Source organism: Enterococcus sp. B2E4, assembly GCF_030499455.1.
In the GTDB taxonomy this organism is placed as follows: Bacteria; Bacillota; Bacilli; order Lactobacillales; family Enterococcaceae; genus Enterococcus_D; species Enterococcus_D casseliflavus.
On sequence record NZ_JAUKPK010000005.1, the window covers coordinates 507,880 to 520,520 of the forward strand.

The 12,641-nt window shown below is 43.4% G+C and carries 12 protein-coding genes; 11 read left to right on the forward strand and 1 reads right to left on the reverse strand.

Going from position 1 to position 12,641, the window contains the following annotated elements; translation table 11 throughout:
- Nucleotides 1–195 precede the first annotated feature (195 nt).
- Together tgt and yajC are read left to right on the forward strand one after the other, a co-directional pair.
- Nucleotides 196–1,341: a tRNA guanosine(34) transglycosylase Tgt gene (tgt, locus tag Q1X33_RS06445; protein WP_005227333.1), complete on the forward strand. Its 1,146-nt coding sequence runs from the start codon at nt 196–198 to the stop codon at nt 1,339–1,341.
- 82 nt (nt 1,342–1,423) lie between these two features.
- Nucleotides 1,424–1,765: a preprotein translocase subunit YajC gene (yajC, locus tag Q1X33_RS06450; RefSeq protein ID WP_005232170.1), complete on the forward strand. Its 342-nt coding sequence runs from the start codon at nt 1,424–1,426 to the stop codon at nt 1,763–1,765.
- Between the two features lie 131 nt (nt 1,766–1,896).
- Here yajC and Q1X33_RS06455 read toward each other — a convergent pair whose 3' ends face one another.
- Nucleotides 1,897–2,328 carry an Hsp20/alpha crystallin family protein gene (locus tag Q1X33_RS06455; protein ID WP_005227339.1) on the reverse strand — a complete coding sequence of 144 codons (432 nt, stop codon included), beginning with the start codon at nt 2,326–2,328 and terminating at the stop codon, nt 1,897–1,899.
- Nucleotides 2,329–2,575: 247 nt separating this feature from the next.
- Between Q1X33_RS06455 and Q1X33_RS06460 the strand changes: the two genes are divergently transcribed.
- The 9 genes from Q1X33_RS06460 (at nt 2,576) to adhE (ending at nt 12,439) form a co-directional block, all read left to right on the forward strand.
- The gene (locus Q1X33_RS06460; protein ID WP_005227341.1) at nt 2,576–3,418 is read left to right on the forward strand and encodes a YitT family protein; all 843 of its coding nucleotides are present in this window, start codon (nt 2,576–2,578) and stop codon (nt 3,416–3,418) included.
- Nucleotides 3,419–3,444: 26 nt separating this feature from the next.
- Entirely contained in the window at nt 3,445–4,173 is a 729-nt protein-coding gene (locus tag Q1X33_RS06465; protein ID WP_005227344.1) for a GntR family transcriptional regulator, LSA1692 subfamily, read from the forward strand.
- Between the two features lie 25 nt (nt 4,174–4,198).
- The gene (locus Q1X33_RS06470; RefSeq protein WP_034868833.1) at nt 4,199–5,500 is read left to right on the forward strand and encodes a Sapep family Mn(2+)-dependent dipeptidase; all 1,302 of its coding nucleotides are present in this window, start codon (nt 4,199–4,201) and stop codon (nt 5,498–5,500) included.
- A gap of 124 nt (nt 5,501–5,624) precedes the next feature.
- Entirely contained in the window at nt 5,625–6,572 is a 948-nt protein-coding gene (locus tag Q1X33_RS06475; protein ID WP_005227347.1) for a N(4)-(beta-N-acetylglucosaminyl)-L-asparaginase, read from the forward strand.
- Nucleotides 6,573–6,611: 39 nt separating this feature from the next.
- The gene (locus Q1X33_RS06480; RefSeq protein WP_005227348.1) at nt 6,612–6,944 is read left to right on the forward strand and encodes a PTS sugar transporter subunit IIB; all 333 of its coding nucleotides are present in this window, start codon (nt 6,612–6,614) and stop codon (nt 6,942–6,944) included.
- A 68-nt stretch (nt 6,945–7,012) separates the two neighbouring features.
- Complete coding sequence (gene celB, locus Q1X33_RS06485) at nt 7,013–8,368, forward strand: PTS cellobiose transporter subunit IIC (RefSeq protein ID WP_005227350.1); 1,356 nt, start codon at nt 7,013–7,015, stop codon at nt 8,366–8,368.
- Between the two features lie 17 nt (nt 8,369–8,385).
- Nucleotides 8,386–8,904 (forward strand): GrdB-related putative oxidoreductase, encoded by a 519-nt coding sequence (locus Q1X33_RS06490; RefSeq protein ID WP_005232156.1) that lies wholly within the window; start codon nt 8,386–8,388, stop codon nt 8,902–8,904.
- A 142-nt stretch (nt 8,905–9,046) separates the two neighbouring features.
- Nucleotides 9,047–9,538, forward strand: a complete 492-nt coding sequence (locus tag Q1X33_RS06495; protein WP_005227355.1) for an NUDIX hydrolase — start codon at nt 9,047–9,049, stop codon at nt 9,536–9,538.
- A gap of 309 nt (nt 9,539–9,847) precedes the next feature.
- Nucleotides 9,848–12,439, forward strand: coding sequence for a bifunctional acetaldehyde-CoA/alcohol dehydrogenase (gene adhE, locus Q1X33_RS06500; RefSeq protein WP_010748754.1), 2,592 nt, complete (start codon nt 9,848–9,850; stop codon nt 12,437–12,439).
- Nucleotides 12,440–12,641: the final 202 nt, after the last annotated feature.

Genomic DNA, 12,641 nt, shown 5'->3' on the forward strand with positions numbered 1-12,641 from the left:
AAAAAACCTCCCTTCAATATAAATAACATGATAGCAAACTTTCGCTAAATCTTCAAAAAAAAGTAATAGATGTTTCGCATAACTAGGAGAAAATACTCTTAGTTTCTTTAAACTTCCTTGCAAAATGTAAGGGCAACCCTTATCATAGATAGCGTTGCACAGTTAATTGAGTTTAGAGAGAAAGTAGGGAAATGAATGACGGAACCAGCCATTCGTTATCGTCTGATAAAGAAAGAAAAGCATACCGGTGCCCGTTTAGGCGAACTGATCACGCCTCACGGAACCTTTCCAACGCCAATGTTCATGCCAGTCGGCACATTAGCAACGGTTAAAACCCTTGCCCCTGAAGAGTTGAAAGAAATGGGTGCAGGCGTCATTTTAAGCAATACCTATCACTTGTGGTTGCGTCCAGGAGAAGACATTGTTGCAGAAGCAGGCGGCTTACATAAATTTATGAATTGGGATCAACCGATCTTAACAGATTCAGGTGGTTTCCAAGTCTTTTCATTAGCCGAAATGCGCAACATCGTCGAAGAAGGTGTCCATTTCAAAAACCATTTGAATGGGTCGAAAATGTTTTTATCTCCTGAAAAAGCGATTGATATCCAAAACAAATTAGGATCAGATATCATGATGAGTTTTGATGAGTGTCCGCCATTTGATGAAAGCTATGACTACGTCAAAAAATCGGTGGAACGGACGTCTCGCTGGGCAGAACGTGGCTTGAAAGCTCATGCCAATCCAGATCGTCAAGGCTTGTTTGGGATCATTCAAGGTGCAGGCTTTGAAGACTTGCGCAAGCAAAGTGCCCAAGACTTGATTAGTATGGACTTCCCAGGGTATTCTATCGGCGGCCTGTCAGTTGGCGAACCAAAAGCGGAAATGAATCGCGTGTTGGAATTTACGACTCCTTGGATTCCAGAAAACAAACCACGTTACCTGATGGGCGTTGGGGCAGCCGACTCCTTGATCGATGGCGTGATTCGCGGTGTCGATATGTTCGACTGCGTTTTACCAACACGGATCGCAAGAAACGGTACCTGTATGACTTCAAAAGGTCGTTTAGTCGTGAAAAATGCGCAATATGCCCGTGACTTTCGACCAATTGACGAGAAGTGTGATTGCTATACATGTAAAAACTATTCTCGTGCGTACATCCGCCACTTGATCAAATGTGATGAAACCTTTGGTATGCGTTTGACGTCTTACCACAATGTCTACTTCTTATTGAATCTGATGAAAAATGTCCGTCAAGCCATCATGGACGACAACTTGTTGGAGTTCCGTGAGCATTTTATTGAAGAGTATGGGTTCAACAAGGAAAATGCGAGGAATTTCTAACATTCTCTACTAAAATGGTGGGAATAATAGAGGAATTCTGATAAAGTATCTTATAGAAAGAAAATAAATCGAGGTGAAAAAAATGGCACAATCTTTACCAATGCTCTTTATGCTGGTTGCTTTAGTGGCAATGTGGTTCTTTATGAGTCGTTCACAAAAGAAACAACAGCAAGAGCGTAAAAATCTTTTAGAAAATATGAAAGCTGGCGATGAAGTCGTAACCATCGGCGGACTCCACGGCGTTCTTTCTGAAGTCAACACAGAAAAAAGCACCGTGATCATCGACTGTGAAGGAATTTTCTTAGAGTTTGATCGTTCAGCGATCCGCACAGTGAAACCTGGAACTGTTGCATCCGTTGAAACACAAATCGAACCAGCTGATGTCGAAGACGCAACGAGCATCCAAGACGAAACCAAAGAATAAGCACAAACGCACCGTCGCTTTCTCAGAAGCGATGGTGCGTTTTTTTAGTAGTCGGACAGTTTCTAAAATAAAACAAGCACCGCAGCAAAACAGAGATCGCTCGTTTTGCTGCGGTGCTTTGATTGCCTTCGTTACTCGATCGGAATCAGTTTCTTTGACGCTTGTTTGCCTTGGTCTTTTGGCAACGTCAATTTCAAAATTCCTTCAGCGTAAGAGGCTTTGATTTCATCCTCTTTGACGTTTTCTAACAGGTATTGCCGCCGAACGCTTGTCAAGCTGCGCTCGCTGCGAACCAGACGTCCTTTTTCATCTTCGGTCGCATGATCCGTCTGGTGTTGTCCCGTAATCGTTAAAACCCCATTTTCATAGGTTACTTGAATATTTTCCTTAGGGATGCCAGGCAGTTCTGCTTCAACGAGAAATTCCTTGTCATTCTCGTGAATATCGGTTTTGATCAGGTTCGATGGAAACCCATCAAAAAAACTGCGGCCAAAATCTTCAAAGAAATCAAAAGGTGTCATACTGTATGAATCTGAGCGGCGTGGCACAATCTCATGTGTCATAAGAATCATCCTTTCTTTATTCTTTTGTTTTTACACTTTTTATTTTATTCATTTTTTAGCGAATTTCAAGTGATTTACTCGCTTTAAAAAAATCTTAAAAAACCTTTGATACCAACGTTTTGCTCCTTGATTTTGGCGTGTTTTTACATTGCTTCGTTCCTGTTTTTCCCCTCATTTCGCCTGCTTTTTCTTCGTGACAGTATATACTTAATGATATATACTAAAAGCGAAGTGGAGGAGGAAAAACATGGCACGTTATAGAAAACGAATGCTTGTTGCTTTGATCTATGCATTGCTGTCGTCGATTGCCCTAAATCTCTTTTGGCTGCCGGGAAATATTTATGCGAGTGGGATCACTGGTTTGTCGCAATTGCTGTCGCAGCTTTTAGATGAGCAGTTGAATCTGCAGCTTTCGATCCCGCTTTTGGTGCTTTTTTTTAATGCGCCATTGTTAGCGGTTGCTTGGGTCAAAATCGATCGAGAATTTACCATCATGACGGTTTGTACCGTCGTCCTGTCTTCTGTTATGATGAAGGTGGTCCCGGTCATTGCTTTAACGACCGATCCGGTGATCTGTGCCGTGTTTGGCGGATTGCTGCACGGGGTGTCGGTGGGCTTGACATTGAACGACGATTTTTCAACGGGTGGGCTTGACATTTTAGGGATTTTAGTGAAAAAAGCCACTGGTAGAAGTATCGGCAGTTTCTTTATCGGCTTCAATGTCAGTTTGCAGCTAGCAGCTGGGCTGATCTTTGGCTGGCCTTATGCTTTTTATAGTGCTATTTCCTTCTTCATCAGTGGGCGGATGGTCGACTACGTCAACCTGAAGCAGCGGCGTGTACAGCTGCTGGTCGTTACAGAAAAAGCAGAACCCGTCATTACGACGTTGCAATGTGCCTTGCAGCGAGGCATCACGGTCATCAACGATGTCGAAGGTGGATTTGATCATCAACAGAAAAAACTATTATTACTGGTCATTTCCCATAGAGAACTCAAGACCGTCGAAGGCATGATCCAAGGAATCGATGAACAAGCGTTTGTCAGTGTTTCTTCTGGCGTCAGTGCCAATCGATCGTTTTATGAATGGTAGCAAAGTGAAAGAAAGTAGGAGAGACGTTGAAAAAACAAGCAGTATTTCAAGAAGTTGCCCAGCAGATTGCGCAACGGGTTCATGAAGGTACGTACGTGACGAGCCAAAAGCTTCCTTCCGATTATGATTTAGCAGAGGAATTTCAGTGCAGCCGTTTAACGGTGCGCAAAGCCATCGATCTATTGATTGGCCAGAATTTGTTAGTGAAAGAAAAAGGCAAAGGAACCTATGTCATGAAACAGCCCAAGATCCAAAGCGGCTCTGGCGGGCTCCAAAGTTTTACCGAGACCGCCAAAATCCAAGGGAAAAAGACCCGTACGGAAGTTTTGCATATCGAAACCGTCAAAGAGCTCCCGATAGAGATTGGTCAGCTGTTTGGCGATTACGCCAAGGAACCGATCGTTTATTTGGTGCGCTTGCGCTACTTTGATGATGAGCCGATGACGGTGGAAAATCTTTACGTACTGAAACGCTATCTGCAAGAAGACACCGCAGAACTCACGAAAGCTCAATTAGAGTCGTCTTTGTATCAAGTCATTGAAGCCAACATCGAGATTGGTTATTCCCATCAAGAGGTGGAAGCTGTGAAAAGTCCTGCCGATATTGCGAAACTTTTACAGGTGCCTCAAGAGGAACCGATGCTTTTGGTCCATTCGATGACCTATTCCGCATCAGCCAAACCGATCTTATACGATATATCCTATTACCGAGCAGACAAATATACCTTCAAAAATACATTAGTGCGTCAAAAATAAAATCAATCCTTTAGAGGTGAAGACAATGGATCCACTCACAGCAAGTATTGAAGCCAATTGGTCAGAATTTCTCACGCTTTTGAGCGAGGTGATGCAGATCGCAAGCGTCAAAGGTGAGCCGGCGCCTCATGCGCCTTATGGCACAGGACCACGAGAAGTGTTAGCATACGTCATGGAAAAAAGCGCAGCATACGGGTTTCAAACAACGGTCATTGATGATGCGATCGGCTATGCCCATTGGGGACCAACAGATACCGACTATATCGGTGTGTTAGGACACTTGGATGTCGTCTCGGCAGGTTCTGGCTGGAGCTACCCACCGTTTGCACTAACTGAAAAAGACGGCAACTTTTATGGCCGAGGGATCTTAGATAACAAAGGCCCGATCATCAGCTGTTTGTTTGCCATGAAATTATTGAAAGGCCTTGGTCATCAACCGCAATTACCGCTGCGGATCATTTTCGGTACAGATGAAGAAAGCGGCATGTCGGATATCCCGCATTATCTAGCGGTTGAGCAGCCACCGCGTTTTGGTTTTACGCCAGACTGCAAGTATCCAGTGGTTTACGGCGAACGGGGTGTCGTCAATGTGCAACTTGATTTTCCATTGCCCGTCCAAGAACAGCAGCTGTTAGCTGCGTTTTCTGGCGATCAATTCCGCGATCATGTGCCAGACCACCTATCGGTAACCGTAGGCAGCCAGTCCTTTGAAGCACTAGGCAAACGCTCCCCTAGCAATGCCCCTGAGCTAGGGGACAATGCCATTACAAAACTTGCGCAGCAAGCGGCACCGCAACTGGCGGCGACACCGTCATTGCAAGCAGCTTTGCAGTGGATCACCCAAAGTTTTCACCAGCAGCACTATGGCGAAGGCATTGATTTGGTACTAGAAGATGCCGACTCAGGAAAATTGATCTTGACCCCTGTGGTTCTCCAAAAATCCGCCAGTGGACTAGCGTTAGAAGTGGCCTTTCGCTATCCTGTATCGGTAACGGAGGAACAAGTGCTCGCTGGGGTGCAAAAGGCATTGCCAAAAGGGGCAAGCCTTACGATCCTTCGCAGCATTCCAGGGTTCTGCCGATCAAAAGATGCCCCCGAAATCCAAAAGCTATCGACAATCTATCACCAAGTAACGGGCAATGATCCAACCCCCGTGACGACTACAGGAGCAACCTACGCCCGCAAGATGCCAAACATCCTTGCTTTTGGTCCGTCTTTTCCAGGGCAAAAAGGGATCGCTCATAACCAAGATGAGTACATGGCGGTTGCCGATCTACGGACGAATCTTGAAATTTATTTGCGCAGCTTACAAGCACTGACAAAATAAGCGAAGACACGAACGAAGAAGAGTTTTTCCAATTTTTTTGAGAAACTCTTTTTTTAGTATAGACATACTAGTATATACCGTATAGAATATACTTGAAAGCGCTATGAAAAATGGAGGGATATTTATGTGGGGAATGATTGCTACATGGCGGATGGCACACGATGGCGTGCTCGCTGCTAAAGCAATATTAGAGCAACAAGGCTCCTGCCAAGATGCAGTAGAAACAGCCATTAAAGCAGTGGAAGATTATCCATTTTATAAATCGGTGGGGTATGGCGGACTGCCAAACGAAGAAGGCGTGTTGGAAATGGACGCTGCCTTCATGGATGGTGATACCTTCAAAATTGGTGCCGTCGCTGGGATCGTCGATGTGGAAAATCCTATTTCCGTGGCACGCAGCCTAAGTGAGGAAAAATTCAATAGTTTTCGGATCGGCCAAGGAGCGGTCGCTTATGCGCTTGCCGAAGGATTCCAGCCCAAAGAGATGCTGACACCGCGAGCCAAAACCATTTGGGAAAAGCGCAAAGCAGAGATCGCTGCCAACAACCTCGATCCCTATGACGGCCACGATACAGTGGGAGTAGTTGCGCTGGATGAACACCAAAGCATGGCAGCAGGAACCTCTAGTTCTGGTTTATTTATGAAAAAAAGCGGTCGTGTTGGCGATTCACCTTTATCTGGATCTGGTTTTTATGTGGATAGTGAAATCGGCGGCGCCGCTGCCACAGGGTTAGGGGAAGACTTGATGAAAGGCTGCCTTTCCTACGAGATCGTCCGTTTGATGGGAGAAGGGCTAGCACCGCAAGAAGCATGTGATCAAGCCGTTTACGACTTTGAAGCGCGATTGAAGAAGCGCTACGGCAAAGCCGGCGCCTTCTCGCTGATCGCCTTAGATAAACAGGGTCGCTGGGGGGTGGCAACCAATGTAGAATTTACCTTTAGTGTCGCAACCACCAATCAAGAGCCTGCTATTTTTATGGCAACGCCAGGACCTGAGCAGACAACCGTGATCGAACCCATCACGAAAGAATGGTTGGAGGCGTATGAAGAACGAATCAAAGCGCCGGTCTAACAACCGCGATTGAGAAAAACAAACATTGGAGGAATGGATATGGCAACGAAAAAAATCTATTTGTTTTGTGAAGCTGGAATGTCAACGAGTATCATGGTCAATAAAATGATGGAAGTCGTCAAAAAGCACAACATGCCTTTGACGATCGAAGCATTCCCTGCGATCCATGCAGAAGAAAAAGTCGAACAAGAAAAACCAGTCGCTATTTTGTTAGGTCCACAAGTACGACACTTAGATAGCAAAATGAAAGCAACTTTCGAGCCAATGGGGATTCCAGTCGGCACGATCGCGACAGAAGCATACGGCATGATGGATGGCGAACGAGCGTTGAAAGATGCCTTAAGCTTGATCAAAAAAGCCAAAGCAAAGTAATAAAAGTGTTGGAGTAACAGGGGACTACGTGTTATCTGCCAGATAGCACGCAGATGGGAGGAAGAAAAATGCAGAAATTTTTAAACTGGTTAGAAAAAGTGTTAACACCGATGGCAAAGACGATCGGTGAAAACAAATACTTGATTGCGATTCGTGATGGTTTCTTATTATCCACACCGTTGTTGATCGTGGGTTCACTCTTTTTAGTCTTGACCAATTTTCCGATTCCAAATTGGAACGAGATGATGAGCAGTTTGCTGGGAGACAACTGGGCAACGATGTTGAATATGCCAGCAACAGCCAGCTTTGACATTATGACGATTTTAGCCGTTGGTGGGATCGGGTATAGTTTGGCAAAACAGTTTAAAGTTGATGCCATGCAAGCAGCCATTATTTCACTCGTTTCTTTTTTTATCGTGACACCATTTACGACCGTTTTCACACCAGAAGGCTCTACGGAAGTATATGAAGTTGGCAGCCTGCCATTACGATGGATGGGTTCTAGCGGTTTGTTCTTAGGGATGGTTGTTGCCTTGATTTCCACCAGAATGTTCGTTGCGTTATTACGCAAAGGGTGGACGATCAAAATGCCTGACGGTGTTCCCCCAACTGTGGTGAAATCCTTTGAGGCGTTGATTCCCAGCTTTGTGATCGTGACGGTCTTTATGATCGCCAACTGGTTAGCCAACTTGACGTCTTATGGCAATCTCCAAGAGATCCTCTTTAAGTTCTTACAGACACCGTTGTTAAGTTTAGGAAATACTTTAGGTGCCATGATCATAGCCTACCTATTTTTGCATTTTTTCTGGTTCTTTGGGATCAATGGTTCCAGTGTGGTCGGCGCTGTCTTCAACCCTATCTTACGAGCATTATCTATTGAAAATTTAGATGCTTTCAAGAATGGCGCAGAAATTCCTAACATCATCACCGGTCAATTTCAAGACATGTTCGCGACCTTTGGTGGGGGCGGTTCGACATTATCTTTGATTTTAGTCATGATCTTAGTCTGTAAAAGCCAACGGGTCAAAAAACTATCACAGTTATCGTTAATCCCAGGTATTTTCGGGATCAATGAACCCATCATCTTTGGGTTACCGATCGTCTTGAATCCAGTTCTGCTGATTCCTTTTGCTTTAGTGCCAACGATCAATATTATAATCTCATACTTCTGTATGGATCTTGGGTTAGTCAACTATACCAATGGAATTCAACTGCCATGGACCACGCCACCGATTATTTCTGGTTTCTTAGTCAGTGGTTGGCAAGCGTCCGTGTTACAAGTCTTGTTGATCCTCTTAGGAATGGCTATTTATTATCCGTTTATCAAAGTCTTAGATAATCAATATCTAAAAGAAGAAGCGGATGCCGTTGAACAAGAAGAAGAGGAAATCAATTTTGACGATTTCGATTTTGATGATCTATAAGAAGAGAGGCACCGCTCATGAAAAAAATAATTTTGATTCTCAATCATGTCACTGCAGGGATGGGAAGTGATGAAAATGCTCAGTTGCCGCCAAGCGGCAAAAAAGCTGCCCTTGGTCCAGGTCGAACCTTGAATCCACTTTTTCAAGAGCAAGACGCACAAATCGTTGCAACGCTTTATTGTGGTGACCAATATTATCACGAGCATCAAGAAGAAGTGAACAAAAAATTTGTGGGGTTTGCTAAAAAATTTGACGCCGATGCCGTTCTTTGCGGACCTGCGATGCATTATCCTAATTTTGGCGAAATGGCAGCAGGATTGACGAAAGTATTCAATGCACAAGGAATTCCAGGGGCTGCAGCGATGTCAGAGGAAAACCCAGCAGTGGCAATCTATGCCAAAGACATCTATATCTTGAAGATGCCGAAAAAAGGCGGAATCGGATTGAATGATTCCTACAAAAAGATGGCGCACGTTGTTTCCCAGCTTGCCCACGGAAAGCCTCTAACAGAAGCAGACCAAGAGGATTTGTTTTAAAGAGAAAGACGATCAGCGATGGCTGGTCGTTTTTTTTTTATGAATCAAGCCAAGCATGTTCGATGTAAGACATAAATCGATTAAGCCTGTTGATGATTTGTTTTGATTTACGTAGAATAGATACAAGTTAGGAGGGATTCGGTTGTACCATACCGCATTTGGAGTATATGGAATTTTGTTTCAAGGCAACTGCTTGGCCGTCATCAAAAAGAAGGCGGGACCTTATCAAAACCGCTATGATTTGCCAGGCGGCAGCATGGAGGCAGGTGAATTGCTGGAAGACACGCTGTGCCGAGAATTTAAAGAAGAAACCGGCATGACCGTCACTAGCTATCATCAATTAGGAACAATTAATTTTCTGTACCCCTGGCACTATCAAGGAATGTCCATGAATAATCACATCTGTGTCTTTTATGAGATTAAAGCAACCACTGGCAACCTTGAGAAAAACGTTTCTCAATTTGCAGGACAAGATTCATTGGGTGCAGCTTTTTTTCCAATCGAACAGCTAAATGAAGAAAATTCATCACCGCTTGTATTAAAAGCTTGTGAGGTGTTCAAACAGGATACATTCACGGCAAAAAGTCAACGCCTAAAGAAATGGAGTGTACTAGATTTGCCGTCATATGAATAATTACTTAAGAGAGTTAGTCTTTTAACAGAAAATGGGAAAAAGATGAAGAGATAATATTTATTAAGGATATAATATTTTTGCAAATCTTCCGTTTGTTCAATCAAGCACATGATATATTTCTTAAGAAAAACCGAAACTTTTGTCCACTTCTTTTCTTTAGAAACCCTTGAAAACGGTTTTAAAAAAGTAAAATCATAATAACTGTGAAAAAAATCACAAAAACTATTTACAAACGAAAAAAGATGTTGTATGATCTGTATGTGAAGTAGTTAACAAACAAAACATGTTTAAAAACTAGGAGGACATACAATGGCTAAGACATTGGAAAAAGAAGTGACAATCGACGTACAAGCAATGATCGACGATTTAGCAACGAAGGCAAATGTGGCGTTAAAAGAAATGGAAAGCTTTGATCAAGAAAAAGTGGACCACATTGTTCATGAAATGGCAATGGCAGCATTAGACAAACATATGCCTTTAGCTAAAATGGCAGTAGAAGAAACTGGCCGTGGTATCTATGAAGATAAAGCGATCAAAAACATGTACGCTTCAGAATATATTTGGAACAGTATCAAACATGACAAAACAGTCGGCGTGATCAATGAAGACAAACAAAAAGGCTTGATCGAAATCGCTGAACCAGTTGGTGTCGTTTGTGGGGTAACACCAACAACTAACCCAACATCTACAACGATCTTTAAAGCAATGATCGCTTTGAAAACACGTAACCCGATCGTTTTTGCTTTCCACCCATCTGCACAAAAATGTTCAGCAGAAGCTGCACGTATCGTTCGTGATGCAGCCATCGCTGCTGGGGCACCTGAAAACTGTGTGCAATGGATCGAACATCCATCGATCGAAGCGACTGGCTTATTGATGAACCACCCAGGAATTGCGATCGTATTAGCAACTGGTGGCGCTGGCATGGTCAAAGCAGCATACTCAACTGGTAAACCTGCATTAGGTGTTGGACCAGGGAACGTACCTGCATATATCGAAAAAACAGCGAAAGTAAAACGAGCAGTCAATGACTTGATCGTATCAAAAACTTTTGATAACGGAATGATCTGTGCCTCTGAACAAGCAGTGATCGTTGATAAAGAAGTCTATGCCTCTGTGAAAGCAGAATTTGAAGCACATCAAGTCTATGTTGTAAAAGCAAAAGAATTACAAAAACTTGAAGATGCCGTGATGAACGAAGGAAAATATGCCGTAAATCCAGCAATCGTTGGACATTCAGCAATGGAAATTGCGAAATTAGCAGGCATCAACGTACCAGAAGGAACAAAATTATTGATCGCTGAACTTGACGGTGTCGGTGCTGATTACCCACTATCAAGAGAAAAACTTTCTCCAGTTTTAGCAATGATCAAAGCAAACAACACAGAAGACGCGTTCGAAAAATGTGAAGCAATGCTTGATTTAGGCGGATTAGGCCATACAGCGGTGATCCACACTGAAAACGAAGACTTGCAATTAGCATTCGGCCTACGCATGAAAGCTTGCCGTATCTTAGTTAACACACCATCTGCAGAAGGTGGTATCGGAAATATCTACAACGAAATGATTCCATCATTGACACTTGGTTGTGGTTCATACGGGAAAAATTCTGTATCACGAAATGTTTCTGCTGTGAACTTGATCAACGTGAAAACTGTAGCGAAACGGAGAAATAATATGCAATGGTTTAAATTGCCACCAAAAATCTTCTTTGAAAAGAACTCTCTAATGTACTTGGAGAAAATGGAAAACGTTGAACGTGTCATGATCGTTTGTGACCCTGGTATGGTTCAATTCGGCTATTGCGATACGGTTCGTGAAGTACTTGCTCGTCGTAAAAATGACGTGAAAATCGAAGTCTTCTCTGACGTAGAACCAAACCCATCAACAAACACCGTTTACGCTGGAACAAAAATGATGGTTGATTTCAAACCAGATACAGTGATCGCCCTTGGTGGTGGATCAGCAATGGATGCTGCCAAAGGCATGTGGATGTTCTATGAGCACCCAGATACTTCATTCTTCGGCGCGAAACAAAAATTCTTAGATATCCGTAAACGGACATACAAGATCGACAAACCAGAAAAAACGCAATTCGTTTGTATCCCAACAACGTCTGGGACTGGTTCTGAAGTAACCCCATTTGCGGTTATCACTGACAGTGAAACACACGTGAAGTACCCATTAGCTGATTACGCATTGACACCAGATGTTGCAATCGTTGACCCTCAATTCGTAATGTCAGTACCTGCTTCTGTTACAGCAGACACTGGAATGGACGTTTTGACTCATGCGATCGAATCTTATGTGTCAGTAATGGCATCTGATTACACTCGTGGATTGAGCTTACAAGCAATCAAGTTAGTCTTTGACTACTTAGAAAAATCAGTGAAAACACCTGATATGGAATCTCGCGAAAAAATGCATAATGCCTCAACAATGGCAGGTATGGCCTTCGCCAATGCATTCCTAGGTATTTGTCACTCAGTAGCCCACAAAATCGGTGGTGAATATGGTATTCCTCACGGACGTACAAATGCGATTCTTTTACCGCACATCATCCGTTACAATGCCAAAGACCCACAAAAACATGCAATGTTCCCTAAATATGACTTCTTCCGTGCCGATACAGATTACGCAGACATTGCGAAATTCTTAGGCCTTAAAGGCAAAACAACGGCTGAATTGGTTGAAGCATTGGCAACAGCTGTTTACGAATTAGGACAATCTGTTGGTATCGACATGAGCTTGAAAGCGCAAGGCGTCACTCAACAAACACTAGATACAACAGTTGATCGCATGGCTGAATTGGCTTATGAAGACCAATGTACAACAGCAAATCCAAAAGAACCACTAATCTCTGAATTGAAACAAATCATCGTTGATGCCTATAACGGCTAAACAATGAATCAAGAACACCCTGCGGTATCTTAGCTGCCGCAGGGTGTTCTTTTGTCGTCTCTTTTTTTGGAAAACAAGCTGGCAGTTGCCGCCTTTTTGCCCAGATCAGTTAAGAATGCGAAAAATAGCAATTGAACAGGGGGGATCATAAAAAAGGAGTGGATTTCTCCACTCCGTAAAAGTCTCGTTTTTTCAGGATGTC

Excerpts from the sequence above, each read along its gene's own strand:
- tgt (WP_005227333.1), top strand. The coding sequence starts at position 196 with ATGACGGAACCAGCCATTCGTTATCGTCTGATAAAGAAAGAAAAGCAT.
- yajC (WP_005232170.1), top strand. The coding sequence starts at position 1,424 with ATGGCACAATCTTTACCAATGCTCTTTATGCTGGTTGCTTTAGTGGCA.
- Q1X33_RS06455 (WP_005227339.1), bottom strand. The coding sequence starts at position 2,328 with ATGACACATGAGATTGTGCCACGCCGCTCAGATTCATACAGTATGACA.
- Q1X33_RS06460 (WP_005227341.1), top strand. The coding sequence starts at position 2,576 with ATGGCACGTTATAGAAAACGAATGCTTGTTGCTTTGATCTATGCATTG.
- Q1X33_RS06470 (WP_034868833.1), top strand. The coding sequence starts at position 4,199 with ATGGATCCACTCACAGCAAGTATTGAAGCCAATTGGTCAGAATTTCTC.
- Q1X33_RS06475 (WP_005227347.1), top strand. The coding sequence starts at position 5,625 with ATGTGGGGAATGATTGCTACATGGCGGATGGCACACGATGGCGTGCTC.
- Q1X33_RS06480 (WP_005227348.1), top strand. The coding sequence starts at position 6,612 with ATGGCAACGAAAAAAATCTATTTGTTTTGTGAAGCTGGAATGTCAACG.
- celB (WP_005227350.1), top strand. The coding sequence starts at position 7,013 with ATGCAGAAATTTTTAAACTGGTTAGAAAAAGTGTTAACACCGATGGCA.
- Q1X33_RS06490 (WP_005232156.1), top strand. The coding sequence starts at position 8,386 with ATGAAAAAAATAATTTTGATTCTCAATCATGTCACTGCAGGGATGGGA.
- adhE (WP_010748754.1), top strand. The coding sequence starts at position 9,848 with ATGGCTAAGACATTGGAAAAAGAAGTGACAATCGACGTACAAGCAATG.